The sequence below is a fragment of the Pseudoxanthomonas sp. LjRoot125 genome (genome assembly GCF_964252705.1).
In the GTDB taxonomy this organism is placed as follows: Bacteria; Pseudomonadota; Gammaproteobacteria; order Xanthomonadales; family Xanthomonadaceae; genus Pseudoxanthomonas_A.
Genome location: NZ_CAXUOY020000001.1, coordinates 2,863,368 through 2,888,739, shown reverse-complemented (window position 1 = coordinate 2,888,739; position 25,372 = coordinate 2,863,368). Strand labels below are relative to the sequence as shown.

Annotated in this window: 27 protein-coding genes; 20 read left to right on the top strand and 7 right to left on the bottom strand. The window is 68.4% G+C overall.

Features of this window, described 5'->3' with window-relative positions; genetic code table 11:
• Positions 1-31 precede the first annotated feature (31 nt).
• From rpoE to recO, 9 genes are all read left to right on the top strand, one after another.
• The gene (gene rpoE / locus ACSION_RS13335; RefSeq protein WP_093486659.1) at positions 32-649 is read left to right on the top strand and encodes an RNA polymerase sigma factor RpoE; all 618 of its coding nucleotides are present in this window, start codon (positions 32-34) and stop codon (positions 647-649) included.
• On the top strand, positions 646-1,548 hold the full coding sequence (locus ACSION_RS13330) for an RseA family anti-sigma factor (protein WP_435306284.1): 903 nt from the start codon (positions 646-648) through the stop codon (positions 1,546-1,548). The genes rpoE and ACSION_RS13330 overlap by 4 nt, the downstream gene beginning before the upstream one ends.
• Before the next feature lie 69 nt (positions 1,549-1,617).
• Positions 1,618-3,120, top strand: a complete 1,503-nt coding sequence (locus ACSION_RS13325) for a Do family serine endopeptidase (protein ID WP_435306283.1) — start codon at positions 1,618-1,620, stop codon at positions 3,118-3,120.
• A gap of 129 nt (positions 3,121-3,249) precedes the next feature.
• Positions 3,250-5,058: a translation elongation factor 4 gene (gene lepA / locus ACSION_RS13320; protein ID WP_435306282.1), complete on the top strand. Its 1,809-nt coding sequence runs from the start codon at positions 3,250-3,252 to the stop codon at positions 5,056-5,058.
• Positions 5,059-5,133: 75 nt separating this feature from the next.
• Positions 5,134-5,934 (top strand): signal peptidase I, encoded by an 801-nt coding sequence (lepB, locus tag ACSION_RS13315; protein ID WP_435306713.1) that lies wholly within the window; start codon positions 5,134-5,136, stop codon positions 5,932-5,934.
• A 35-nt stretch (positions 5,935-5,969) separates the two neighbouring features.
• Entirely contained in the window at positions 5,970-6,347 is a 378-nt protein-coding gene (locus ACSION_RS13310) for a DUF4845 domain-containing protein (RefSeq protein ID WP_435306281.1), read from the top strand.
• Between the two features lie 4 nt (positions 6,348-6,351).
• A complete protein-coding gene (gene rnc, locus ACSION_RS13305) occupies positions 6,352-7,014 on the top strand; it encodes a ribonuclease III (RefSeq protein ID WP_435306280.1) in 663 nt (220 codons plus the stop codon).
• Positions 7,015-7,024: 10 nt separating this feature from the next.
• A complete protein-coding gene (gene era / locus ACSION_RS13300) occupies positions 7,025-7,963 on the top strand; it encodes a GTPase Era (RefSeq protein ID WP_435306279.1) in 939 nt (312 codons plus the stop codon).
• Between the two features lie 7 nt (positions 7,964-7,970).
• Positions 7,971-8,717 (top strand): DNA repair protein RecO, encoded by a 747-nt coding sequence (recO, locus tag ACSION_RS13295; protein ID WP_435306278.1) that lies wholly within the window; start codon positions 7,971-7,973, stop codon positions 8,715-8,717.
• On the opposite strand, the gene ACSION_RS13290 is transcribed toward recO, so the two are convergent.
• Positions 8,714-9,409 (bottom strand): response regulator, encoded by a 696-nt coding sequence (locus ACSION_RS13290; protein ID WP_435306277.1) that lies wholly within the window; start codon positions 9,407-9,409, stop codon positions 8,714-8,716. The genes recO and ACSION_RS13290 overlap by 4 nt on opposite strands.
• A 100-nt stretch (positions 9,410-9,509) precedes the next feature.
• Between ACSION_RS13290 and rlmD the strand changes: the two genes are divergently transcribed.
• The 9 genes from rlmD to ACSION_RS13245 all read left to right on the top strand — a co-directional run bounded on the left by rlmD (position 9,510) and on the right by ACSION_RS13245 (position 17,522).
• Positions 9,510-10,853 (top strand): 23S rRNA (uracil(1939)-C(5))-methyltransferase RlmD, encoded by a 1,344-nt coding sequence (gene rlmD, locus ACSION_RS13285; RefSeq protein WP_435306276.1) that lies wholly within the window; start codon positions 9,510-9,512, stop codon positions 10,851-10,853.
• Positions 10,853-11,371 carry a CYTH domain-containing protein gene (locus ACSION_RS13280; RefSeq protein ID WP_435306275.1) on the top strand — a complete coding sequence of 173 codons (519 nt, stop codon included), beginning with the start codon at positions 10,853-10,855 and terminating at the stop codon, positions 11,369-11,371. Before rlmD ends, ACSION_RS13280 begins: the two co-directional genes overlap by 1 nt.
• Before the next feature lie 12 nt (positions 11,372-11,383).
• Positions 11,384-12,391: a beta-N-acetylhexosaminidase gene (nagZ, locus tag ACSION_RS13275; RefSeq protein WP_435306274.1), complete on the top strand. Its 1,008-nt coding sequence runs from the start codon at positions 11,384-11,386 to the stop codon at positions 12,389-12,391.
• Entirely contained in the window at positions 12,391-12,960 is a 570-nt protein-coding gene (locus ACSION_RS13270; protein ID WP_093297225.1) for a hypoxanthine-guanine phosphoribosyltransferase, read from the top strand. The genes nagZ and ACSION_RS13270 overlap by 1 nt, the downstream gene beginning before the upstream one ends.
• A gap of 3 nt (positions 12,961-12,963) precedes the next feature.
• The gene (locus tag ACSION_RS13265; protein WP_435306273.1) at positions 12,964-13,710 is read left to right on the top strand and encodes an S-methyl-5'-thioinosine phosphorylase; all 747 of its coding nucleotides are present in this window, start codon (positions 12,964-12,966) and stop codon (positions 13,708-13,710) included.
• Positions 13,711-13,801: 91 nt separating this feature from the next.
• Entirely contained in the window at positions 13,802-14,008 is a 207-nt protein-coding gene (locus ACSION_RS13260; protein ID WP_055942196.1) for a cold-shock protein, read from the top strand.
• A 99-nt stretch (positions 14,009-14,107) separates the two neighbouring features.
• The gene (locus ACSION_RS13255) at positions 14,108-15,328 is read left to right on the top strand and encodes an FAD-dependent oxidoreductase (RefSeq protein WP_435306272.1); all 1,221 of its coding nucleotides are present in this window, start codon (positions 14,108-14,110) and stop codon (positions 15,326-15,328) included.
• A 56-nt stretch (positions 15,329-15,384) separates the two neighbouring features.
• A complete protein-coding gene (locus ACSION_RS13250; protein ID WP_435306271.1) occupies positions 15,385-17,010 on the top strand; it encodes an acyl-CoA dehydrogenase family protein in 1,626 nt (541 codons plus the stop codon).
• Positions 17,007-17,522, top strand: coding sequence for a L,D-transpeptidase family protein (locus ACSION_RS13245; protein ID WP_435306270.1), 516 nt, complete (start codon positions 17,007-17,009; stop codon positions 17,520-17,522). Before ACSION_RS13250 ends, ACSION_RS13245 begins: the two co-directional genes overlap by 4 nt.
• A 7-nt stretch (positions 17,523-17,529) precedes the next feature.
• On the opposite strand, the gene fabR is transcribed toward ACSION_RS13245, so the two are convergent.
• Positions 17,530-18,183 carry an HTH-type transcriptional repressor FabR gene (gene fabR, locus ACSION_RS13240; RefSeq protein ID WP_056880593.1) on the bottom strand — a complete coding sequence of 218 codons (654 nt, stop codon included), beginning with the start codon at positions 18,181-18,183 and terminating at the stop codon, positions 17,530-17,532.
• 106 nt (positions 18,184-18,289) lie between these two features.
• Between fabR and ACSION_RS13235 the strand changes: the two genes are divergently transcribed.
• Together ACSION_RS13235 and ACSION_RS13230 are read left to right on the top strand one after the other, a co-directional pair.
• Complete coding sequence (locus ACSION_RS13235) at positions 18,290-19,393, top strand: ferredoxin reductase (RefSeq protein WP_435306269.1); 1,104 nt, start codon at positions 18,290-18,292, stop codon at positions 19,391-19,393.
• Positions 19,393-20,550 carry a fatty acid desaturase family protein gene (locus ACSION_RS13230; RefSeq protein ID WP_435306268.1) on the top strand — a complete coding sequence of 386 codons (1,158 nt, stop codon included), beginning with the start codon at positions 19,393-19,395 and terminating at the stop codon, positions 20,548-20,550. Before ACSION_RS13235 ends, ACSION_RS13230 begins: the two co-directional genes overlap by 1 nt.
• A gap of 3 nt (positions 20,551-20,553) precedes the next feature.
• Here the strand turns inward: ACSION_RS13230 and ACSION_RS13225 are convergent, their stop codons facing one another.
• From ACSION_RS13225 to ACSION_RS13205, 5 genes are all read right to left on the bottom strand, one after another.
• The gene (locus ACSION_RS13225) at positions 20,554-20,931 is read right to left on the bottom strand and encodes a hypothetical protein (protein ID WP_435306267.1); all 378 of its coding nucleotides are present in this window, start codon (positions 20,929-20,931) and stop codon (positions 20,554-20,556) included.
• 68 nt (positions 20,932-20,999) lie between these two features.
• The gene (locus ACSION_RS13220; protein WP_435306266.1) at positions 21,000-22,775 is read right to left on the bottom strand and encodes an ABC transporter transmembrane domain-containing protein; all 1,776 of its coding nucleotides are present in this window, start codon (positions 22,773-22,775) and stop codon (positions 21,000-21,002) included.
• Positions 22,776-22,862: 87 nt separating this feature from the next.
• Complete coding sequence (locus ACSION_RS13215) at positions 22,863-23,453, bottom strand: IMPACT family protein (protein ID WP_435306265.1); 591 nt, start codon at positions 23,451-23,453, stop codon at positions 22,863-22,865.
• Positions 23,450-24,574, bottom strand: a complete 1,125-nt coding sequence (locus ACSION_RS13210; protein ID WP_435306264.1) for a hypothetical protein — start codon at positions 24,572-24,574, stop codon at positions 23,450-23,452. Before ACSION_RS13210 ends, ACSION_RS13215 begins: the two co-directional genes overlap by 4 nt.
• Complete coding sequence (locus ACSION_RS13205) at positions 24,571-25,089, bottom strand: RNA polymerase sigma factor (protein WP_435306712.1); 519 nt, start codon at positions 25,087-25,089, stop codon at positions 24,571-24,573. The genes ACSION_RS13210 and ACSION_RS13205 overlap by 4 nt, the downstream gene beginning before the upstream one ends.
• Between the last annotated feature and the right edge of the window lie 283 nt (positions 25,090-25,372).

Below are 25,372 nucleotides of genomic sequence, written 5' to 3'. Positions count from 1 at the left end.
CACCGCCGAGCCGACAGGAGTGCGGCCCGGCATGGCCGAAACAGATCCAACCCAGGAGCTGGACCTCGAGCTGGTCAGGCGCGTGCAACGCGGCGACAGCGCGGCCTTCGACCTGCTGGTGCGCAAGTACCAGCATCGCGTGGTGGCGCTGATCGGGCGGTACGTCCATGACTGGAGCGAGTGCCAGGACGTGGCCCAGGAGACGTTCCTGCGCGCATATCGTGCGCTCGGAAACTTCCGGGGCGATTCCCAGTTCTATACGTGGCTGCACCGTATCGCCGTGAATACCGCCAAGAACCACCTGGTCGCACACAACCGCCGTCCCCCCACGGACGACGTGGATGCCGCCGACGCCGAGCAGTACGACATCGGCGCCCGGCTGCGCGACACCGACACGCCCGAGCGCGAACTGATGCGCCAGGAGCTGGAGGCCACGGTGATGAAGGCCGTCGACGCGTTGCCGGAAGAACTGCGCACCGCCATCACCCTGCGCGAGGTGGAAGGGCTGAGTTACGAGGAGATCGCGCAGAAGATGGATTGCCCGATCGGGACGGTGCGTTCGCGCATCTTCCGGGCGCGCGAAGCCATCGACGAACAGATGCGTCCCCTGCTGGACACCGACACAACCCGGGAGCGTGCCCGCTCATGACTGCCCGCAACGAGATTCAGACCATCGACAAGCTCGACATCCACCATCGCCAGCAACTCTCCGCCCTGATGGACGGCGAGTTGGTGGCGGACGAAGCCCGCTTCCTGCTGCGTCGCCTGCAGCATGACCAGGACCTGGCCGGCTGCTGGGAACGCTGGCAGCTGTGCGGCGACGTGTTGCGTGGGCAAGGCCGTGCTCCGGCGCCCACCGGGTTCGCCGAGCGCGTGGCAAAGGCCGTCGCGGCCGAGTCCGCCGCGGCGCCGGTCGCCGCGCAAGCCTCGGCCGGCCGGTCGCGCAACCTGCTGGCCCGCTGGGGCGGTGGTGCGCTCGCGGCGTCCGTCGCGCTGGTCGCCTTGTTCATGGCCCGCCAGCAGGGACCGCAGCCGGCGCCGGCCGGTGAGGATGCCCAGGTTGCATCGGCGCAGGCCACACCGTCCGTGGTCCCGACCCAGAACCCGTCGGCTCCGGCACCCGATGCAGAGGCCTACGCCGCTGCGGCCGTCGTCGCTGCCGCCAGCCTGCCGCGCCGCCAGGACAACGCAACCCGTCGCAGCGCCACCCGCAACCAGCAGGCCGCCCGGTCCGCGCAGCGCGTGGCCAGTACGGACGCGCCCCGTCGCGCGACCGGTACGTTGTCCGCTGCGGGCAATACCACGAACGCCTTGGCGGCAACGCCCGTGCATGCCCCGGCCAACCCGTTCTCCCATCCGTCCCAGGATGCGTCCGCGGTGCCGGCACGCCCGTGGCCGCGCTCCGCGCTGTCCTCCTATCCCTCGGCGACGGGCGCCCTGACGACCGGCTACAGCAGTGAGTCCGCGGGCCGGACGTTCTATCCGTTCGAACCGCGCCTGCAGCAGGCGCCGCCGGTCGAGCTGCCTGCCGACGCGCCGCGCGAGTAAGTCCCCCGGGCGCCGGCCGTCGCCGGCGTCCCTCCCCGTGTTCCTTCTTCCTATCGAGGCTTGCGTTCGATGACTCCCCACGCCCGTCATGGTCTGTTGACCCTGCTGATGCTGACCACGCCGCTGGCCGCCTGCGCGCAGCAGGCCGAGGCGCCCGCCCCGGTCGCGACCGCTGCGCCAGCCGCCGCCCAGTCCGCCGCCCCGCAACTGGTGACCGGCCTGCCGGACTTCACCCAGCTGGTCGAGCAGGTGGGTCCGGGGGTGGTGAACGTCGAAGCCAAGATCGGCACGCGCGCCAGCGCCCAGGCCGAAGAAGGCGATATCCCGGAAATCTTCCGCCGCATGCTGCCGCCGGGCTTCGAGATGCCGGGCCCCGGGCAGGGGCCGCAGCGCCGCGGTGGCACGTCGATCGGGTCGGGCTTCGTCATTTCGGCCGACGGCTATGTGCTGACCAACCATCACGTGGTGGATGGCGCGGACGAAGTGAAGGTCACCCTGCCGGATCGCCGCGAACTGACCGCCAAGGTGGTGGGCAGCGACCAGCAGTACGACGTCGCCCTGCTGAAGGTCGATGCCAAGGGTCTGCACACGGTGCGCATCGGCAGTTCGGCGGCGCTGAAGCCCGGCCAATGGGTGGTCGCGATCGGTTCGCCGCTGGGACTGGACCACTCGGTCACCGCCGGCATCGTCAGCGCCGTCGGCCGCAGCGCCTCCCCCGAGCAGCGCTATGTGCCGTTCATCCAGACCGACGTGGCGATCAACCAGGGCAATTCGGGTGGTCCGCTGCTCAATACCCGCGGCGAGGTGGTGGGCATCAACTCGCAGATCTTCTCGGTGTCGGGCGGCTACATGGGTATCAGCTTCGCCATACCGATCGACCTCGCGATGAGCGCGGTGGAGCAGCTGAAATCCGGCGGGAAGGTCAGTCGGGCGATGCTGGGTGTCAGCATGCAGAACATCGGGCCGGACGAAGTGAAGGGTTTGGACCTGCCCGACGCCAACGGCGCGCTGGTTTCCACGGTGCAGCCGGGCAGTGGCGCGGAGAAGGCAGGCATCGTGCCCGGTGACGTCATCACGGCGTTCAATGGTCGCAAGATCGGCACCCGCGAGGATCTGCCACCGCTGGTGGGCCCGTTGCCCGCCGGCAGCAAGGCGACGGTGACGGTGATCCGCGATGGCAAGCCGCGGGACGTGAAGGTAACCCTGAGTGCGCTCGAAGAGCCTGACGACATGGCGGGTGCACCGCGTGCCGCGCCTGCGCCATCGGCCGCACCAGCGGGAAGCAACCCCCTGGGTATCCAGTCGCAGGCGATGGACGCCACTGCCCGCAAGCGGCTCGGCATCGAGAACGGCGACGGCGTGCTTGTGAGCCGTGTCGAGAGCGCTTCGGCACGAGAGGCCGGTCTCGCCCCCGGCATGGCCATCCTGCAGGTGGGCAGGACCAGGGTGGACAGCCCTGCGGCGTTGGATCGTGAGCTTGCCCGTGCAAAGGTCGGCGATACGGTGATGCTGCTTGTCCGGCACCCCAGTTTCGGCACGCGTTTCCTCGCCGTCACCATCGACAAATCCTGACCCGGCCCCTCACCGGGTCCCCCGAGCACTCGGGGCGACCCGGTCCAGGACGCCAGAACGGCGAGATGTGCCGGCGGGCGTGCGATAATGTCCCGTTATTCCTGACGACGGCACAGGCCGCCGCCCCCCATGTCTTCTGATTCCATGCGGAATATCCGCAACTTCTCGATCATCGCGCACGTCGACCACGGCAAATCGACCCTGGCCGACCGCATCATCCAGCTTTGCGGCGGCCTCGAGGCCCGCGAGATGGAAGCGCAGGTGCTCGACTCCAATCCCATCGAGCGCGAGCGCGGCATCACCATCAAGGCCCAGTCCGTGTCCCTGCCTTACAAGGCGAAGGACGGGCAGGTCTACCAGCTCAACTTCATCGATACGCCCGGCCACGTCGACTTCTCCTACGAAGTCAGCCGCTCGCTGGCCGCCTGCGAAGGCGCCTTGCTGGTGGTGGACGCCGCGCAGGGCGTGGAAGCGCAATCCGTCGCCAACTGCTACACGGCAGTGGAGCAGGGGTTGGAAGTGGTGCCGGTGCTGAACAAGATCGACCTGCCGACCGCCGACACCGAACGCGCCAAGGCCGAGATCGAAGCCGTCATCGGCATCGACGCCGACGACGCCGTCGCGGTCAGCGCCAAGACCGGCCTCAACGTCGACCTCGTGCTGGAAGCCATCGTCCAGCGCATCCCGCCGCCGGAGCCGCGCGACACCGACAAGCTGCAGGCGCTGATCATCGACTCCTGGTTCGACAACTACCTGGGCGTGGTCTCGCTGGTGCGCGTGATGCAGGGCGAGATCGGCCCGAAGAGCAAGATCCTGGTGATGTCCACCGGCCGCACCCACGAGGTGGACAAGGTCGGCGTGTTCACCCCCAAGCGCAAGGAGCTGAAGAAGCTCGGCGCGGGCGAGGTGGGCTGGATCACCGCGTCGATCAAGGACGTCCACGGTGCGCCGGTCGGCGACACCCTCACCCTGGCCGCGGATCCCGCGCCGGGCCCGCTGCCCGGTTTCCAGGAAATGCAGCCGCGCGTGTTCGCGGGCCTGTTCCCGGTGAACGCCGAGGACTACCCGGCGCTGCGCGAGGCGCTGGAAAAGCTACGCCTGAACGACGCCGCGCTGCGCTTCGAACCGGAAAGCTCCGAAGCCATGGGCTTCGGCTTCCGTTGCGGCTTCCTCGGCATGCTCCACATGGAGATCGTGCAGGAGCGCCTGGAGCGCGAGTACGACCTGGACCTGATCAGCACGGCCCCGACCGTCGTGTATGAAGTCCTCAAGACCGATGGCACGGTACTTTCGCTGGACAACCCGGCCAAACTGCCGCAGTCCAACCTGATCGACGAGGTGCGCGAGCCCATCATCCGCGCCAATATCCTCACCCCCGAGACCTACATCGGCGCCATCATCAAGCTGTGCGAAGAGAAGCGCGGCGTGCAGATCGGCATCCAGTACCTGGCCAGCCAGGTGCAGATCAGCTACGAGCTGCCGATGGCCGAAGTGGTGCTGGATTTCTTCGACAAGCTGAAATCGGTCAGCCGCGGCTACGCATCGCTGGACTATTCGTTCCTGCGCTTCCAGCCCGGCCCGTTCGTGCGGTTGGATACGCTGATCAACGGGGACAAGGTCGATGCGCTCAGCCTGATCGTGCACCGCAGCCACGCCGACCGGCGCGGTCGCGAGCTGTGCGAAAAGATGAAGGAGCTGATCCCGCGGCAGATGTTCGACGTGGCGATCCAGGCCGCGGTCGGTTCTCAGATCATCGCGCGCAGCACGGTCAAGGCGATGCGCAAGAACGTGTTGGCCAAGTGCTATGGTGGCGACATCACCCGCAAGAAGAAGCTCCTCGAGAAGCAGAAAGAGGGCAAGAAGCGGATGAAGCAGGTCGGCCGCGTGGAGATTCCGCAGGAAGCCTTCCTGGCGGTGCTGCAGGTGGACAGCAAGTAATCCGGTTCCGGTAGGGGCGCAGGCGCGTCGCCGCGCTGCCGCCAAGTGCAACCCAAAGGAAGCTCAATGAGTTTGATGACCTGGTTCGAATCGCTGCTGGTGGGCGCCACGCTCGTCAGCGGCGCCGTGTGGCTGCTGGACGCGCTGTTCTTCGCCAAGCGCCGCAAGGCCAAGGGGGGATTGCTGGACGAGGAGCCGGTGCTGGTCGACTACTCGCGCTCCTTCTTTCCGGTGCTGGCGGTGGTCCTGGTGCTGCGCAGCTTCATTGCCGAGCCCTACAAGATCCCGTCGAGCTCGATGATGCCGAACCTGTTGATCGGCGACTTCATCCTGGTCAACAAGTTCTCCTACGGCTTGCGCCTGCCGATCACGAACCAGAAATTCCTGGCCATCGGCGAGCCCGCCCGGGGCGACGTGGTGGTGTTCAAGCCGCCGCACGATCCGGAAAACAACTGGATCAAGCGCGTGATCGGCCTGCCGGGCGACAAGATCGGTTTCCATGGCGATACGGTCTACCTGAACGGCCAACCCCTGAAGTACCAGACGCTGGGGCCCTACGAGGGCACGGGCGGCAACACGGAAGCGCCTGGCGCGACGCTGCTGCGCGAAGAGCTGCCGGGACGTCCCCACACGGTGCTGGAAACCGTCGGCGTTCCGCCCCCGGGTGGCGGCGAAGGCGACTGGATCGTGCCGCCAGGCCGCTATTTCGTGATGGGCGACAACCGCGACAACAGCCTGGACGGCCGGTTCTGGGACTACCATTTCCTCCCGGAGGAGAATCTCCGCGGCAAGGCCTTCCTGGTCTGGCTGAATTGCGAGGGCTGGGTCTGCAAGAATGGCTTCGATGCCTCGCGTATCGGCAACGGCATCGAATAACAATTGAACGTCCAACGGGGCATGGGGGAATGGCAATGAAGCGCAACCAAGGTGGCATGACGTTGTTGGGGTTCCTGATGGTGCTGGTGGTGGTGGGCTTTGCGGCCTTCATCGCCATGCGGTTGTTCCCGATGTACCAGGAGTACTACTCCGTGAAGACCGCCCTGAAGGGTCTTTCCACGGAAGCCGGCGTGTCCGACATGGATCCGGCCAGGATCCAGGACCTGTTCTTCCGCCGGCTGTACATCAACTACTCCGAGAACGTGAAGCCCGCCAACGTCAAGATCGAACGGATGGAAGGCGGCTGGAAAATGAGCGTCAACTACGAGGTCCGGCGTCCGCTGGTGGGTAACCTCGACGTGGTCGGCAAGTTCGATGCGTCGCAGGACCTGACGCGCCGCGCGCCGGAATAAGCATTTGGCGGTTGACCGCATCGGCCATGTCTTCGCCGACCAGGGCCTGCTTGCGCAGGCCCTGACGCATAGAAGTGCAGGGGCGCCGCATAACGAGCGGTTGGAATTCCTCGGCGACAGCGTCGTCAACCTGTTGGTCGCCGAAGCGCTTTTCCAGCGCTGGCCCAAAGCCGACGAAGGGGCGCTGACCCGCGCTCGTGCCGAGTTGGTGCGCGAGGCCGCGCTGGCCGTCATCGCCCGTGAACTTCAGTTGGGCGAGCGTCTGACGATGGGGCCCGGCGAGATGAAGTCCGGCGGCCATCGCCGCGATTCGATTCTCGCTGATGCGCTCGAGGCGGTGGTCGCCGCCATCTATCTCGACGCCGGTTTCGAGGGTTGTCGCGGTGTCGTGCTGCCCTGGTTCGAGGCCTCGCTGGCCGCATTGCCGGTCGGTCGGCCGGAGAAGGACGCCAAGACGCGACTGCAGGAATGGCTGCAAGGCCGCCAGCGGCCGCTGCCGGTCTACGATCTGGTTTCCGAAAGCGGCGATGACCACGCCAAGCTCTTCCTGGCCCGGTGCACCACACTGGACCCTCCATTGATGGCGGAAGGCGAGGGCACGTCCCGCCGCAACGCCGAGCAGGTGGCCGCGGCCGCGCTGCTCGACAAGCTCGATATCTCGAAGTGAGTACACCCCGATGAGCACCTCCTCCCCCTACCGCAGCGGCAGCGTTGCGGTCATCGGCCGTCCCAACGTCGGCAAATCCACGCTGACCAACGCCCTGGTGGGCGCCAAGGTCAGCATCACCTCCAACAGGCCGCAGACCACGCGGCACCGCCTGCTCGGCATCGCCACGTTCGCGGCAACGAAGGAACGGCCGGCGGGGCAGATCGTGCTGGTGGATACTCCTGGCTTGCACAAGCAGCAGGGCAAGTTCTCCGCGTCAGCGATGAGCCGGGTGATGAACCGTGCTGCGCGCGGTGCACTGGAGGAAGTCGACGCAGCTTTGATGGTCGTCGAGGCGGGCCGCTGGGACGATGAGGACACGCTGGCCTACAACGTGCTGCGCGATGCCGGCATTCCGGTGGTGCTGGTGGTCAACAAAGTGGACCGCATCAAGGAGAAGGCGGCGATGCTGCCGTTCCTCTCGGAGGTCGCGCAGGGGCGCGAGTTCGCGGCCGTGCATCCGGTATCCGCGTTGAAGCGCAACGGCCTGGAGGCGCTGGTCAAGGACGTCCTGGCATTGCTGCCGGAACAGCCGCCGATGTTCGGTGAGGACGAGATCACCGATCGCAGCGAGCGCTTCCTCGCCGCCGAGCTGGTGCGCGAGCAGTTGATGCGCCAACTCGGTGCGGAATTGCCTTACGCGACCACCGTCGAGATCGAGCGATTCACCACCGAGGACTCCCCCAAGGGTGAACTCGCGCGGATCGGTGCGGTGATCTGGGTCGAGCGCGAGAGCCAGAAGGCGATCGTCATCGGCAAGGGCGGCGCGCGATTGAAGGAGATCGGCAGCAAGTCGCGCCAGCAGATGGAGCACCTGTTCGGTCGCAAGGTCTTCCTGGAGACCTGGGTGCGCGTGCGCGAGGGCTGGTCCGACGACGAGACCGCGCTCAAGGCCTTCGGTTACGAATGACGCGCTGATGCGCATCACGGGCGAGACCGCCTTCGTCCTGCATGCGCGGCCCTGGCGAGAGACCAGCCTGCTGGTCGAGGTGCTGGGCAACGAGCACGGTCGCATCGGCCTGGTCGCGCGCGGTGTGCAGGGCCCGAAGAAGCATGTGTTGCGCGCGGCGTTGCAGCCGCTGCAATGCATCCGCCTGGATGTCGACCTGCGCGGCGAGCTGGGGCGACTGGTGGCCGCCGAAGCATTGGATGCCGCGCCGAAGCCAGCGGGCGACGCGATGCTGGCCGCGTTCTATCTCAACGAACTGGTGTTGCGGCTGGCGCCGCGGCACGATCCGCTTCCCGCGCTGTTCGAGGCCTACGCGGATGCGCGCGAAGGCTTGCGCCTGCGGGAAGGGTTGGCCTGGACACTGCGTCGCTTCGAGCGCGACTTGCTGGAAGCGCTGGGAGTGGGATTCCCGCTCGACGAGGATGCCGAAGGCGAGACCATCGATCCTGCCGCACGTTACCGACTCGATCCCGAGCAGGGGCCGCGCCGCCTGCTCAGCGACCGTGGCCACGAGGAGCGCAGCCGCGCAGCGACCGGGCTGGCATTGCTGGCGCTCGCTGGCGACACGCGACCGTCGGCCGACGATCTGGCCAGCCTGCGCTTGCCGCTGCGCGCCGTGCTGTCGCACCACCTGGGGCCGCGTGGCCTGAAATCGTGGGAAATGATCGGTGACCTGGGACGTCTGCGCCGCGCATCGGAGCCGCAGGCGGACTAGTCCTGCCGGTTCGCCAGCAAGCGGTCGGTCGCGGCCATGAAGGCGTCGCGCTCGGCCGTGTTTCCCGGCGATGCGTGCCACCTCGATGCGATGCCGCCCAGCACCCGTGCCCCGGCGAAGCCACAGCTCGCCTGCAGGCGGTGGAGGTGCGCACGCAGTGCGGCTTCGTCGTTCCGCTCGAAGCTGGCGAGGCATGCGGTGCGCGTCGCCGGCAACTCGGCGAGAAACAGTTGGCGTAGCAGCGCTGCGTGTTCGCGATGACCGCCCAAGGCCGCCAGCGCCGCGGCGTCGTCCCAATCGCCTGCGTCGTCACGGCGCGCGTCGCCGAGCGCTGCGCGCACGGCCTGCTGCAGGGCCTGTACCCCCATCGGCTTGATCAGGACATCGGCGAAGCCGGCCTGGAGCAGCGACGAGCGCATGCCCGGCGTGGCATCCGCCGTGTGCGCCAACGCGACCGGGTGCGCATGGCGAGCGCGCAGGTGCTGGAGCAGCACACCGCCGCTACCCTCGGGCAGGTTGGCGTCGATCAGCCATAGGTCGAACGTGGCGGTCGCGGCGAGGGCGTGCGCACCGTCGGCGGCCAGTTCCACCTCGGCCGGCAGCGCGGCGAGCGCGGCGTGCATGAAGGCGGCGCTGATCGGGTCGTCTTCCACCAATAGCAGGCGGGGTGGGGTGCCGCTGTTCGCGGACATGGGGGGTTTCCTGCGGGTTTCCTCCATCTTAGCCCCGGCGGGACGGGGCGTCGGCCATGCGACAATGCGGCCCCCGCAGAAACACGCAGCCTGACGCCACGTGGCACGTACCCGCTCCCCCCGCATCGACAAGACCCCGTTTGAAGCCCAGATCACCGACCTGACCCACGATGGGCGCGGCGTCGCGCGCCGCGACGGCAAGGCCGTGTTCGTTGCCGGCGCGTTGCCTGGCGAACGGGTGATGGCCGAACAGACCGCCAAGAACCGCCATTTCGATGAGGCGAGGGCGCTGGAGGTCCTGGAAGCATCGCCGGATCGCGTGACGCCACGTTGTCCGCATTTCGGCACCTGCGGTGGCTGCGTGCTGCAGCACCTGGACGAACATCGCCAGATCGAGGCCAAGCAGCGCGTGCTGATGGAGAACCTGGAGCGCATCGGCCATGTCACGCCCGGCACGGTGTTGCCGTCGCTGACGGGCGCCGCCTGGGGTTACCGGCGCAAGGGTCGTTTCTCGGTGCGTCGGGTCAATAAGAAGGACAAGACGCTGGTCGGCTTCCGCGAGCAGGATCCGCGCTTCGTCGCCGACCTGGCCGAGTGCCACACCGTCATCCCGGAAATCGGCAGCAAAGTCGCGGCCTTCGCCCAATTGGTGGAAGGCCTGGAGGCGCGCGAGCACATCCCGCAGATCGAGTTCATCGCCGGCGACGCCACGGCCGACTTCGACGGCGTCGCGCTGGTCTTCCGTCACCTGATGCCGCTCAGCGATGCAGACCGGAGCGCGCTCGTCGCATTCGGGCAGGCGCACCGTTTCGCCATCTACCTGCAGCCCGGCGGGTTGGAGAGCGTCCATCCGCTGTGGCCCGAGGCGCCGCAGCTGGCGTTCGGGCTGGCGCCGTGGGATATCTCGCTCGCGTTCCGCCCGCTGGACTTCATCCAGGTCAATGCCGCGCTCAACGAGAAAATGATCGCGCACGCCTTCGGCCTGCTCGACCTGCAGGCGGACGATCGCGTGCTGGACCTGTTCTGCGGGTTGGGCAACTTCACCCTGCCGATGGCGCGCCTGGTGCGCGAAGTGGTCGGCGTGGAAGGCGATGCCGGACTGGTGGCCCGCGCCCGCGAGAACGCCGAGCGCAACAAGCTGCCCAACGCGCAGTTCCATGCGGCCGACCTGACCCAGGACCAGCGCAACGCGCCGTGGATGCGGCAGGGCTTCGACAAGCTGCTGCTGGACCCGCCGCGCTCCGGTGCGATCGAGGTGCTGCAGCAGCTGCCGCTCAAACAGTTCGGTCGCATCGTCTACGTCAGCTGCCACCCAGGCTCGCTGGCGCGCGATGCGGGCTATCTGGTCAATGAGCAGGGTTACACGCTGGTGTCGGCGGGGGCGATGGACATGTTCCCGCACACGGCGCACGTCGAGTCCATTGCCTTGTTCGAGAAGCGCTGATGGGCGTCGAGATCGAACGCAAGTTCCTGGTGGTAGGCGATGGCTGGCGTGCGGCCGCACGCGAGGTGTTGCCCATGGCGCAGGGTTACATCAACGACATGGGTGCGATGGATCGCGGCGAACAGAAAGCCTCGGTGCGCGTGCGCATCCAGGGCGATGCCGCCTTCCTCAACCTGAAATCGCGCGAACTCGGCCATACGCGCCAGGAATTCGATTACCCGATCCCCGTCGCGGACGCACGTGCGCTGCTGGCGCTGTGCGTGGGTGGTGTGGTCGACAAGCGCCGCCACTACGTGGAGCACGAAAGCCACCTGTGGGAGGTCGACGAGTTCCTGGGCGACAACGCCGGCCTGGTGGTGGCGGAGATCGAGCTGGACCATGCCGATGAAGCGTTCGTGAAACCGGCCTGGATCGGCAAGCAGGTCACCGACGCGGCCCGCTATTACAATCTGGCCTTGGCGTCGCGCCCGTACTCGGCCTGGACCGACGAAGAGCGCAGCGCCCACGACCTTCCCTGAGGATCCCCCGAAATGCTCGTCATCGGCATCGCCGGCACCGAACTCACCGCGCAGGAGCGCGACTGGCTGCAGCACGACGCCGTCGCCGGCGTCATCCTGTTCACCCGCAACTTCGCCTCGCGTGCGCAGGTGGCGGAACTGTCGCAGGCCATCCGTGCCGCCGCGCCGCGCCCGCAGCTGGTCTGCGTGGACCAGGAAGGCGGGCGCGTGCAGCGCTTCCGCGAGGGCTACAGCGACCTGCCCGCGCTGGAGGGGTTCGGCAAGCTCTATGCGCAGGATCCGTCACTGGCCCTGCAGCGTGCCGAGGAACACGCCTGGCTGATGGCCAGCGAGATCATCGCCAGCGGCGTCGATTTGAGCTTCGCGCCGGTCGTGGACCTGGCGCGAGGCAATCGCGCCATCGGCAACCGGGCGTTCGATGCCGATCCGCAGATCGTCGCCGAGTTCACCCGCGCCTACGTGCGCGGCATGCACAGCGCCGGCATGGCCGCCACGCTGAAGCATTTCCCGGGCCATGGCACGGTGCTGGAAGATACCCACTTCGACGATGCCGTCGATCCGCGCACGCTGGACGTGCTGCGTGCCGAGGACCTGGTGCCGTTCGTGGCCGGCATCGAGGCCAAAGCCGATGCGGTGATGATGGGCCACGTGAAGTATCCCGCCGTCGCCCCGGAACCGGCCGGCTATTCGCCGTTCTGGATCCAGCAGGTGCTGCGCGAGGAGATGGGCTTCCGTGGCGTGGTGTTTTCCGACGACATCGGCATGGCCGCGGCGTTCTCGGCCGGTGGCGTGAAGCAGCGCATCCACGACCACCTGGACGCGGGATGCGACGTGGTGCTGGTCTGCTCGCCGAAGCTGGTCGACGAATCGCTGAAGGCGGTGGAAGGCCGCGCGCTGAACACCGCCGCCGTCCTCGGCGTGATGGGTCGCGGTGCATTGGGATGGGATGGGCTGATCGCGGACGACCGCTACGGCCAGACGCAATCACGCGTCATCGACAGTCTGAAAGGAGTGGTTTGATGGAATCGCTGGGCAATCCGCGGCCGAAGCTGGCCGATGCGCTGGCCAACGCCGACCTGTTGGTCGATCGCGCGACGATCGACCGCGCCATCGCGCAGATGGCCGCGCCGATCGCGCGGGACTACGCCGGCGAGGTGCCGGTCTACCTGACCATCATGCATGGCGCGCTGCCGTTCGCCGGCCAGTTGTCGCTGGAGCTTGGCGCATTGGGGCTGGACCTCGAGTTCGACTATCTGCACGCGACCCGCTACCGAGGCGAAACGACCGGCGGCGAACTGGTGTGGAAGCACCGCCCGGCGACCGCGCTGTACGGCCGCCGCGTGCTGCTTGTCGACGACATCCTGGACGAGGGGCATACGCTGCTCGCCGTGAAGCAGTGGTGCCTGGAGCAGGGCGCCACCGACGTGCGCATCGCCGCGCTGACCACCAAGCAGCACGACCGCTGCGTGGCGGGCATCTGCGCCGATTACGTGGGCCTGGAGGTGGCGGACCGGTATGTGTTCGGCTTCGGCATGGACTACCACGAGCAGGGTCGTAACCTGCCGGGCATCTACGCGTTGAAGGACTGAGCCATGGGCGACATCGCGCTCGCCGTCATCGGCGGTACCGGCGTCTACACGCTGGCGGACCTGCAGGACGTGCAGGCCCATGACGTCGATACCCGCTTCGGCGCACCGTCGGGGCCGGTCCGCGTCGGCCTGCTGGGCGGGCAGCGCGTGGCCTTCCTCGCCCGTCATGGCGAAGGCCATTCGGTGCCGCCGCACAAGATCAACTACCGCGCCAACCTGCAGGCGCTGAAGGACCTGGGTGCCACCCGCGTGCTCGCACTGAACACCGTGGGCGGCATCACCGATGCCTGCGGCCCGCGCGTGCTGGCGTGCCCGGACCAGCTGATCGACTACACCTGGGGCCGCATCTCGACGATCTGCGAAGAGCCCGGCACCGAGGTGTTGCATGTCGACTTCGGTGATCCGTACACGCATTTACTTCGTCAACAGATCCTCGCAGCCGCCCGCGCGAGCGGCGTTTCCCTGGTCGATGGCGGGTGCTACGGCGCCACCCAGGGGCCGCGCCTGGAGACCCGTGCGGAGATCCGCCGCCTGCGGCGCGATGGCTGCGACCTGGTCGGCATGACCGGCATGCCGGAAGCGGGCCTGGCGCGTGAAATGGGCTTGGAATACGCATGCCTGGCCATCGTCGCGAACTGGGCCGCCGGCTGCGGGACCGACGAGGAAATCACGATGGACGAGGTGCTGGCGAACGTGGCCGCGGCGTCGGCGGGCATCCCGGCCCTGGTCGAGGCGCTGGCACGCAGGTGATTGTCAACACGCGCTGGGCTTTGCATACTCGGCGCGTGTGACGTCCAGTCACACACCACCACCCGCATCCAGAAAAGGAAACGCAAGCGCTATGCCGTACGGTACCGTGAAATGGTTCAACGATGCCAAGGGCTTCGGATTCATCGCGCCAGAAGATGGCAGCGCCGATGTCTTTGCGCACCACACCGCCATCAATTCCAAGGGCTTCCGCAGCCTGCAGGAAGGCCAGCGCGTCAGCTACGAGTTGACCCAGGGCCCGAAGGGTGCACAGGCGTCCAACATCACGCCAGCAGCCTGATCCAAGACGATTTTCTTGAACCCCGCTTCGGCGGGGTTTTTTAACGCCCGCGTTTCCTGCCACGCCGCTTTGCCGAACGACGAAAGGCCGCCTCGCACCATGGATTCCCAGCACATCGCGATCATCGGTTACGGCACCGCCGGCCAGGCGGCGGCCTTGTCGCTGTCCCGCGATGGGCACCGGGTGGAGGTGTTCGAGCGCGCGCCGGAACTGGGGCCGGTGGGCGCCGGCTTCCTGCTGCAGCCGACCGGCCTGCAGGTGTTGTGGGAGCTGGGTCTGCTGCGCCAGGTGATGGCGCATGGCCGGCGCGTGGACCGCCTGTACGGCGAGACGCCGTGCGGGCGCGCGGTGATGGATATGCGCTATGCCGGGCTGGACGCGCGGCTGTTCGGCGTGGGCATGCAGCGTGGTGCGCTGTTCTCGCTGCTGGCCGATGCCTGGGCCGAACACGGCGAGGTGCACCGTGGCCATGCCATCGATGCGATCAGCGAGGACACGCGCCGCATCCGCGACCAGCAGGGTCGCTGGCATGGACCATTCGACCTGGTCATCGCCGCGGACGGATCGGCATCGCAGCTGCGCGGGTTCACCGGCGCGGTCGAACGCGAGGCCATCTATCCCTGGGGTGCGCTGTGGCAACTGGTGCCACAGGGTGGATGGGCTTGGGGTAACGAACTGCGGCAGCGCTACGTCGCCGCGCGCAAGATGATCGGCCTGTTGCCGGTGGGAACCCGGCCAGGCGACGACACGCCCCGCCTCAGTTTCTTCTGGAGCCTGCCGGTCGCCGATTTCGATGCCTGGCGTGCGCGTGGGCTGCCGGCGTGGCGCGATGAGGTCGCGCACTTGTGGCCAGAGGCCGATGCCCGCCTGGACGACACCGTCGATGCGGACCAGCTGGCACGCGCGAGCTATCGCGACGTCACCCTGCGCTACTGGCATCGCGACCGCCTGGTCGTACTCGGCGATGCGGCGCACGGCATGAGTCCGCAGCTGGGGCAGGGGGTGAACATGGCGCTGATGGACGCGCTGGCCCTGCGCGATGCGTTGCGAACACAGGCGTCCGTTCCTGCCGCCTTGCACGTCTACCAGCGCGAACGCCAGGCGCATGTGGGCGTCTACCAGTTCTGGAGCCGTTGGCTGACACCAATCTTCCAGTCCGACCGCGACGTGATCGCGCGCGCACGCGATCTCGCCTTCCTGCCGATGGGGCGCCTGCCGGGCGGACGTGGCCACATGCTGCGTGTGTTGAGCGGCACGCAACATGGCTTCTTCGGTGCCTTGAGCCTGAAGCCGGACTTCCTGGCAGCGCTGCAGGGCTAGCCCGCGATCGATCATCGGGCACAATCGACGACGACAGCCCGCCGTGGGAGCCGGTGATGGACGACCTTCCTCCGTTCGAAACGCATCGCGTGGACAACCAGCCGCCCGCGTTCGAGCCGCGCGACCTGTGGGCGGATGATGTCGTGCTGCGTGAGGCCGTGCAGCGCGAGGGCGGCGAGGCGTTCGTGCCCCGCCTCGCGGCCTATGGCGCGCTGGCGGGCGACGAGCTCTACCGGCTCGGCTTCGACGCGAATCGCGACCGACCGCGGTTGCGCACGCATGATCGCCTTGGGCATCGGATCGACGCCGTCGAGTTCCATCCCGCCTATCACCGCCTGATGGCGGTGGCGAAGGCCCACGGCGTGGCCGGTCTTTCGTGGCACGAGCCGGTCGCTGGCGCGCACGTGGCGCGGGCGGCACTCAGCTATCTGCATCACCAGGCGGAAGCGGGCACCAGCTGCCCGTTGACGATGACGCATGCCGCGGTGCCCGTGCTCCAGCGCATCCCCGCGTTGCGCGAGTGGGCGGCGAAGGCCGCGGCACCGCACTACGATCCGCGCGACGTGCCGATCGCCGACAAGGCCGGTATCACCCTCGGCATGGGCATGACCGAGAAGCAGGGCGGCTCCGATGTGCGCGCGAATGCGACGGTCGCCACGCCACAGTCCGACGGCACGTATGCACTGGTCGGGCACAAGTGGTTCTTCTCCGCGCCGATGTGCGACGGATTCCTGGTGCTGGCGCAGGCGCCGGGCGGACTCACCTGCCTGCTGATGCCGCGCCGACGCGAGGACGGCACGAAGAACGCGTTCCGGCTGATGCGGCTGAAGGACAAGCTCGGCGACTGGGCCAATGCATCGAGCGAGGTCGAATTCACCGGCGCGCAGGCATGGCGCGTGGGCGAGGAGGGACGGGGCGTGGCGACCATCATCGAGATGGTCATGCTGACGCGCCTGGACTGCATGCTGGGTTCCGCCGCCGAGATGCGGATGGCGCTCGCGCAGGCGGTGCACCACGCGCGCCATCGTCGCGCGTTCGGTCAGCGGCTGGTCGAGCATGCCCTGATGCAGAACGTGCTGGCGGACCTCGCGCTGGAATCGGAAGCTGCCACCGCCTTCGCCGTGCGCGTCGCGCGCGCCGTCGATGCCGCGCCGCGGGATACCGCGGAGGCGGCGTTCGCGCGCGTCGCGACGGCCGTGGGCAAGTTCTGGATCTGCAAGCGTGCACCGGCCTTCGTCAACGAGGCGCAGGAGTGCCTGGGTGGCGCGGGCTATGTCGAGGAGTCGATCCTGCCGCGGCTGTACCGGCAGGCACCACTGAATTCCATCTGGGAAGGCAGTGGGAACGTGCAGTGCCTGGACGTGCTGCGCGCGCTGTCGCGCGAACCCGCCAGTGCGCAGGCGGTGCTGGCCGAACTCGAAGCGTGCACGGGACGCGATGCGATCTTCGATGCCTTCGTCGGGCGTCTGCAGCACGACATGGCGCAGGCCACCGAGAGCGGCGCGCGCAGGTTGGTCGAGCGGCTTGCGCTCGCGCTGCAGGCCGGCGTGCTGATCCGCGCAGGCAGCCCGGTGGCGCAGATGTTCGCCCGCAGTCGCCTGGGCGGCGAACAGGGGCGTGTATTCGGCACCTTGGCGGAGGGGGATTTCGCCGGCGTGATCGCACGGACGCTGCCGGCATGAAGATCCGTCTCATGCGCGGTCTTGGCGCCCTGCTGGTTGCGTGCGGACTGGCGCCCGTGCAGGCGCACGAGCCGGGTCGTCCCGCGCCGGCCTTGCTCCCGGCCGCCCAGCAGGCCGACGCCATCCGCGTCTACAAGGCGCAGCGGCGGCTGGACCTGCTGCGCGATGACCGTGTCATCGCCACCTACCGCGTCGTGCTGGGCGGCGATCCGGTGGGACACAAGCGGCAGCAAGGCGACCAGCGCACGCCGGAAGGCGACTACCGCATCACGTATCGCAACGACCGCAGCCGCTTTCACCTGTCGCTGCGCATTTCCTATCCGGACGAAGCCGATCGCCGGCAGGCCATCGCGCGTGGCGTGGATCCGGGCGGCGACATCATGATCCACGGTGCGACCCCGCCGGGGTCGCGCACGGATTGGACGGAAGGCTGCATCGCCGTCACCGATGCGGAGATGGATGCGATCTGGCAACGCGTTCCGGTCGGAACGCCGATCCGCATCGATCCCTGACGCCGCGTCAGCGCGGGGCGGAACGGGAGGCGAGGGCGCGCGAACCGGTCAGGATCAGGCGCACCATCTCCGACAGTTCGTCGATCAGTTCGCCGTCGCGTTCGGGCGGCAGGTCCATCGCCGTGGCGCCCATCGCGAAAACCAAACGCGTAATGGCGCGCGACACCAGTGCCGGTTCGTGCAGCGGCGCCTTGTCGCGCGTGGCCAGGCGGACCAGGTCCACGTGCAGCTCCTCTTCGAAGAACTGCAGTTCGCGCTCGACCGCATGCTTGAAGGCGTCCGAGCCCACGTTGCCCTCGCGCAGCAGCACGTGCAGCAGTTTGTCGTCGGCGCGCAGCTGCTCGATGAAGGCCTCCACCGAGCCACGCACGACGCTGCGGTCGGTGCTCGCGGCGCGGTGGCGCGCCTCGCCGATGATCTTGCGCAGCGAGCGGCCGGCCAGGTCGATCAGCGCCACCGCCAGTTCGTCCATGTCGCGGAACTGGCGGTAGAAGCTGTTCGGCGCGATGCCGGCTTCACGCGCCACTTCACGCAGGCTTAGCGTGGACACGCTGCGGTGCGGGCCCACCAGTTTCAGGGCGGCGGCCAGCAGATCCTCGCGCGAAATCGTGGCCTTCCGGCCAGGGCCGTGGTCATCGTGGGGCAGCGGGTGCGGATGCAATGTCACGCGGGCAGGCCGGGCATACGGGGTGGTAGGGGCATCATAGCCGGGTAAATTAATATACAACTGTATACACAAACGTCTTCACATGGGTATAGTGGCGGCCATGAACGCCCAGTTCCGCCCGTCCCCCCGCCGGCCCGGTCCCCTGAAACGCCTGATCCGGCCCCTCGTGAAGCCGGATGTCTTCGACTTCTGGGCCGCCCGTTTCCACCGCACCTGGACCTGGGAGCGCCCGCTGGCGCGCCTGGTCGCACGCGAAACCGCCTCGGCCGATGCCGTCACCCTGCTGTTCAAGCCCAATCGCCACTGGGCCGGCCACCGCGCCGGCCAGCACGTGAACCTGGGCGTGGACATCGACGGCGTGCGCATCACCCGCAGCTACAGCCTGACCGCGCCGCCGCGCGCGGACGGCCTGCTGCCGGTGACGGTGAAAGCCATCGAGGGTGGCAAGGTCAGCCTGCATCTCTGCAAGGCTGCACGCATCGGCGACATCGTCGAGCTGGGCCAGGCCTTCGGCGGGATGACGCTGCCGGCGGTGCCGCAGGGCACGTATCTGATGCTGGCGGCGGGTAGCGGCATCACGCCGATGATCGCGCTGGTGCGCGAACTGTCGGCCAAGGAGATGCCCGCCGACGCCACGCTGCTGTACTGGGTCCGCACGCGCGAGGAAGCCTGCTTCCTGCCGGAACTGCGCGCACTCGCCGCGGCCCAGCCGCGCTTCCGTTTCCGCCTGCTGGTGACGCGTGAAGCCGCCGCGGCGGCCGACGAAGCCGAAGGTCGCATCGACGACGCCTTGCTGGCCGCGCATGCCGGCGATGTGGCGACTTCGCAGGTGCTGGCCTGCGGTCCGGGTGGTTTCGTCGAAGCCGCGCGCCATCTGCTCGCAGCGCAAGCGACCTCATTCCAGGCCGAGGCCTTCACTCCGCCCCCGGTGACGGTGGTCGACGAAGGCGAGGTCGACATCCGCCTGCAACGCAGCGGGCGCACGCTGCGCGTACCGCGCGGCGAGTCGCTGCTGGTCGCACTGGAGCAGCATGGCCTGAAGCCGCCTTCCGGCTGCCGCATGGGCATCTGCAACACCTGCGCCTGCGGCAAGTCCGCCGGCAGCACGCGCCACCTGCCGAGCGGCGACCTGTCCCACGAACCCACCCAGGCGTTGAAGCTGTGCATCCACAGCGCCGCCACCGATCTCGAGCTCGATCTCTGATGGCCACTTCCTCTTCCCGCAACCGCAAGCTTTCCGTCGAAGAACTGGACCGTTTCGGCGAGGAACTCGACGCCCTGCGCGCACGCACCGTCGCCACGCTGGGCGCGCGCGATGCGCGCTACATCCGCAACGTGGTGAAGGCGGTGCGTTTCAGCAACCTCACCGGCCGCGTGCTGCTGTTCGCCGCCGCCATCGCCGGCGGCCTGTGGCTGGCCGACAGTGCGGTGGGCTGGCTGTTCTGGGTGCTGTGGGCGCTGGGTGCGTTCTCGCTGGGCCTGGGCAAGATCCTGGACAACATGGAGTTGGGCCACAACGTCATCCACGGCCAGTACGACTGGATGGGCGACCCGCAGCTCAACGGCAAGACCTACGACTGGGACATCGTGGCCACCAGTGACAACTGGCGGCACACCCACAACTTCCGCCACCACACCTACACCAACGTGCGCGGCCTGGACGACGACATCGGCTACGGCCTGCTGCGCATCTTCCCCGAACAGAAGTGGCGTCCGTTCTACCTGGTGCAGCCGTTCGTGGCCGTGGTGTTCGCGCTGCTGTTCCAGTGGGGCATCGCCATCCAGGACCTGAAGCTGGGTCGCTGGTGGAGCGGCAAGATGACCAACAAGCAGCTGCGTCGCAAATCCGCGCCGGTGGTGCGCAAGATGGGGCGGCAGTTGGCCAAGGATTACGTGATCTACCCGGCACTGGCCGGCCCGTTCTTCCTGCCGGTGCTCCTGGGCAACATGGTCGCCAACGGCCTGCGCAACGTGTGGACCTACGTGATCATCTTCTGCGGCCACTTCACCGCCAACGCGGAGACGTTCCCGAAGGAATGCATCAAGAACGAATCCCGCGGCCACTGGTACCTGCGCCAGCTGCGGGGTTCGTCGAACCTGCGCGGCGGTTTCCTGATGAACGTCATGTCGGGCAACCTGAGCCACCAGATCGAACACCACTTCTACCCGGACATCCCCGCCAACCGCTACGCGGAGATGGCGAAGGAAGTGCGCGCCATCTGCGCGCGCTACGGCCAGCACTACAACACCGGCACGCTGCTGACCCAGTTCGGCCAGGTGTGCTGGCGGATCGTGCGGCATGCGTTCCCCAGCCGTCCGCGCCGCATGCCGGCGCTGGTGACGGCCGACGCCGTCGCGTAACCGCTAGGCGTCTTCCGGTGACGTTGCCCGCGCCGCGCGGGCGATGGTGCGCTTGAGGCGCCATTCGGCGAAGAACGACGCGGCGATCAGGCCGGTGCCCAGCAGGCCCAGCCACTGGAACCACGGGTTCTCGAAGACGTCGTCCGCCAGGTCGTTGTCCTGCAGCTGCAGGCGCAGCAGCTTCACTTCCTGGGTGAGCGCGTTCGTACCGGCGCGCCTGGGCTGCCGCGATTCCTCCGCCTTCAGTGCGACCCGGGCAATATGTGCCTGTTCGACACGCGCGGCGTTCTCGCGTCGCTCCACGGTCACGACCAGTGCGCTGGTCAGCAGGATCAGCAGGGTGCCCAAGCCGCGCAGCAGCGGTGGCAGGGAATCGGACATCGGGTGCGGCTCCCGGGGACGATGCCCCGCATCCTAGACCACGTGCCGCGGGCTGTCGTGCGCGGCCCTCAGTCGAGGAACTGCAGGCGCGCCAGCTCCGCGTACAGGCCGTCCTGCGCCAGCAGTTCGGCATGCGTGCCCTGGGCGACGATGCGGCCACGGTCCATCACGACGATGCGGTCGGCCTTCAGCACGGTGGCCAGGCGATGCGCGATCACCAGCGTGGTGCGGCCGTCCATCAACCGTTCCAGCGCGTGCTGCACGGCGCGCTCGCTCTGCGCATCCAGCGCGCTGGTGGCTTCATCCAGCAACAGCACCGGTGCGTCCTTCAGCAGGGCGCGGGCGATCGCGATGCGTTGCTGCTGTCCGCCGGAGAGGCGTGCGCCGCGCTCGCCGAGCGGGCTGTCGAAGCCGCCCGGCAATTCACGGATGAAATCATCGGCCTCGGCGGCCTCGGCGGCGGCCTGCAGTTGCGCGTCGGTGGCGTCGAGCTTGCCGTAGCGGATGTTCTCGGCCGCGCTGGCGGCGAAGATCGTCGGCTGCTGGGGCACCAGCGCGATGTGTTCGCGCAGGTCGGCCGGGTCGAGGTCGCGCAGGTCCACGCCATCCATGCGCACGCTGCCGGTCTGCGCGTCGTGGAAGCGCAGCAGCATCGAGAACACCGTGCTCTTGCCGGCGCCGGACGGGCCCACCAGGGCGACGGTTTCGCCCGGGTTGACGGTCAGGTCGAAATCGTCGAGCGCGGGCAGGTCGGGCCGCGAGGGGTAGTGGAACGAGACATTGTCGAAGCGGATCTCGCCCTTCACCGGGGTAGGCAGGCGATGCGGCGCCGCGGGGGCGCGGATCGCCGGCGTTTCGTTGAGCAGTTCGGCGATCCGGCCCATGCCGCCGGCGGCGCGCTGCAGTTCGTTCCAGACTTCAGCCAAGGCGCCCACCGAGCCGCCGCCGATCAGGGCATAGAAGACGAACTGGCCGAGTTCGCCCGTCGTCATGCGTCCGCCGATCACGTCGTGCGCGCCCGACCAGAGCACCAGCACCACGGCGCCGAACACCAGCGTGATGACCGTGGCGGTAACCAGCGACTGCGCGCGGATGCGCTTGCGCGCGGTTTCCACGGCGACCGATACCGCGTCGCCGAAGCGCTTGAGTTCGTACGGCTCGCGCGCGTGCGCCTGCACGGTGCGCACGGCGCCCAGGGTTTCGCTGGCAAGCGTGTTGGCGTCGGCCACGCGGTCCTGGCTGGCGCGCGAAGCCTTCTCCAGCCGGCGGGCGCCCAGCACGATGGGCAGCACCGCGAGCGGAATGCCGACCAACGCGTAGGCCGCCAGCTTCGGGCTGGTGACGAACAGCATCACGATGCTGCCGATCACGGTGATGCTGCTGCGCAGGGCCACCGACATGCTGCTGCCCACGACGCTGCGCAGCAGTTCGCTGTCGGCGGAAAGGCGCGAGACCAGTTCGCCGCTGCGGGTACGGTCGTGGAACTCGGCATCCAGTCCGACCAGGTGCCCGTACAGCTGCCTGCGCAGGTCGGCGACGACGCGCTCGCCGAGCAGCGAGACGAAATAGAAGCGGGCTGCGCTGGCGATCGCGAGCACCAGGACGACGATGAAGACGCCCAGGAACACCCGATCGATGTTCCCGCCGCTGTGGAAGCCGCCGTCGATCATCTGCTTGAACGCGACCGGGAAGCTCAGCGTCGCTGCCGACGCCAGCGCCAGCGCGCACAGCCAGGCAGCGAATAGGCCCGCATGCTGGCGCACAAAGGGCCACAGCGCGCGCAGCGTGCCGAGCTTGGCCTTGGGTTTGGACGGGTCGGGGGTGTCGGTGGCGCTGTCGGTCATCGGGACGATCGGATCAAGGCGACTGTGGGAGGCGTTGCGGTCCGTCGGGATCCCGCAGCGCCTCCCGCATCCGCCTCGCGCAGCGCGTCAGGCCATGGCCGGCATCACGCGCACACGGTTACGGGTGGCGTCGCGCAGCTGGGTTTTCAAGGCGTCCACGCGATCGGCGGGCAGTTCGACCGCGAGCCGGGCGCCCGATTCGTCGAATGATTCGTCCTGTTTCACCGCCAGATGGGTGGCCAGCGCGCCATGCACGGCGCCCAGATCGTCGAATGGACAGGCCAGGACCAGGGAGGCCATCGCCACGACGGGCAGGCGCGGCGCCTGCCGGAGGCACTCGGCCGCCGCCCCGCCATAAGCGCGCACCAGGCCGCCTGCACCCAGCTTGATGCCGCCGTACCAGCGGGTCACCACCACCATCACCCGGTCATAGCCCTGGCCGTCGATCGCAGCCAGGATCGGGCGGCCGGCGGTCCCCGCGGGCTCTCCATCGTCGCTGGAGCGGTACTCGTTGCCTATCCGGTACGCCCAGCAGTTGTGCGTGGCATCGGGGACGGCGACATCGCGAAGGAAGGCGAGCGCGTCGTCCGGTGTTGCGACGGGTGCAGCCAGTGCGAGGAAACGGCTGTGCTTCACCTCCAACAGATGGGAGGCGCGCGCCGCGAGCGTATCGGTCACGGCGTTCCCAGCAGCGGTCGCAGGTCGTCCGGCACGCGCTGGAAGGGGTGTTCCTGCACGAACAGCTGCAGGCTGCGCAGCGCGTTGGCGCTGTCGCCGAGGTCGCGGCGCAGGCGGATCCGGTCCAGCCACTCGGCGGGCATCAGGCGCGCGTCTTCGTCCACCGGCACCTGCAGCTCGGTCCGCCGCAGCGCGTTGCGCGCCACGCTGGGCGACGCGGCGCCTGCGCTGGCGGCAGGGGCGGGCGGGGGCGGCGGTGGGGCTGCGGCCGGCGCTGCGACATAGCCTTCCTGCTTCGAGATCCGCGATCCGGTCACCATGACGGCGTCGAGCGTGTCGGAGGAGTCGGCGGCCGCTTTGGCTTCGCTCGACCGACGCTCGCTTTCGCTACGCAGCTGCTGTTCGCGTTGTTGTTCGGCCAAAGCGCGTTGGCGCGACTGTTGCTCCCGTGCACGCTCCTCGAGGTCGGCGGCGGCAGTGGAGCGATCTTCAACCACCTCGGGAAACGCCTGGGGTGCCGTCGACTTGCGCGCCAGCGTGGGTTCGGCGGGCGCGGGCAGGCCCGGCACGGTGGGGATGATCGACAGCGGGCCGCGTTTGGGCGGCGCCTCCCGGCGCGCGGCAGCCTCCGCGTTCCTGCGGGCCGGGCTGGAGGGCATGGGCGGCGCTGGCGCGGTCTCGGCCCTGGGTGGGCTGAGCTGCCGAACCGGCGGAGGGGGTTCGTAGGACTCAACGGCAGGAGCAGCCGCAGCGGCGTCCATCTCCGGGGCGGCCGCCGCATCGGCGGCTTGTTCCGCCGGTGCGGACATCACGGCGGTGTCGCGCTTGGCCAATACGGGCACCTCGCTGACGACCGGCACCTCGTGGGTGGGTCGCAATTGCCACGCGATCCCGGCGGCCAGCAGCACCGAAGCAGCCACGCCAAAGCCGAGCGGCCAGCGCCGGCGCGCGGGTGGTGCGGTGACGCCACGGTTCGCCGGGGCGTCCTGCACGGCCGCCCGGGCGGCGCCGAGGATGCGCGCATCCAGGCCGGGCGACGGGCCGCCATGGGGGCCGAGCCTGGACAGGGACTCCGCCAGGGCGCGTTCTTCGGGCGTCAGGGGTTCGTGGGGCGTCTTCATTCGTTCAACCTCGACCGCAACCGGTCCATCGCATACCGCAACCGCGATTTCACGGTTTCCCGGCCCACGCCGGTGATCTCGCCGATCTCCTCCAGGGTCAGTTCTTGCTCCAACCGCAACAGCAGCACTTCGCGCTGTTCGGGCGGCAACTCCTCCATCGCGACCTGCAACCGCCGTCGCTGCTCGAACTCGGACAGCTGCCGCTCGGGCGTATCCGGGTCCGGGACGCGCTCGGTGCGGGCTTCCGCGTCCTCGGGAGCCGCCGGCCGGTGCTTCAAGGCGCGCCAATGGTCGTTCAGCCGATTGTGCGCGATCCGGTACAGCCAGGTCCCGAACGCCGCTTCCGGTTTCCAGCCCTGGCGCGCGGCGATCACGCGCTGCCAGGTGTCCTGGAAGAACTCATCGGCCAGTGCCGCATCGCGCAGGTGGCGCAGCAGGAACCGGTAGAGCGGTCCGCGATGGCGCGCGTAGAGCTGCTCGAAGGCCGACGCGTCGCCGGCGGCGTACGCCAGCATCAGGGTTTCGTCGGCAGGTTCGGCAAGATCGTTCACCGCCGCCAGCGTAAGCGGTCCGCGCACGGCCGTGAAGCCGGGGCGGGGCAGCACGGCCGACGCGTTCAGCCATCCGGCCGAGGCGGTTTCCGGGCCGATGAGGACGACGGTGGCGCTGGCGAGCGTCTTGCACACATGAAGGGTGAACGCCTCGCGGGCCGGGATGGGGTTGCGGCGCGGTTTCCGTTCAGGGGGCGGCAGGCGGTATGCTCGCCGGGGGGATATCCAGATACTTGCACCGTCTCTG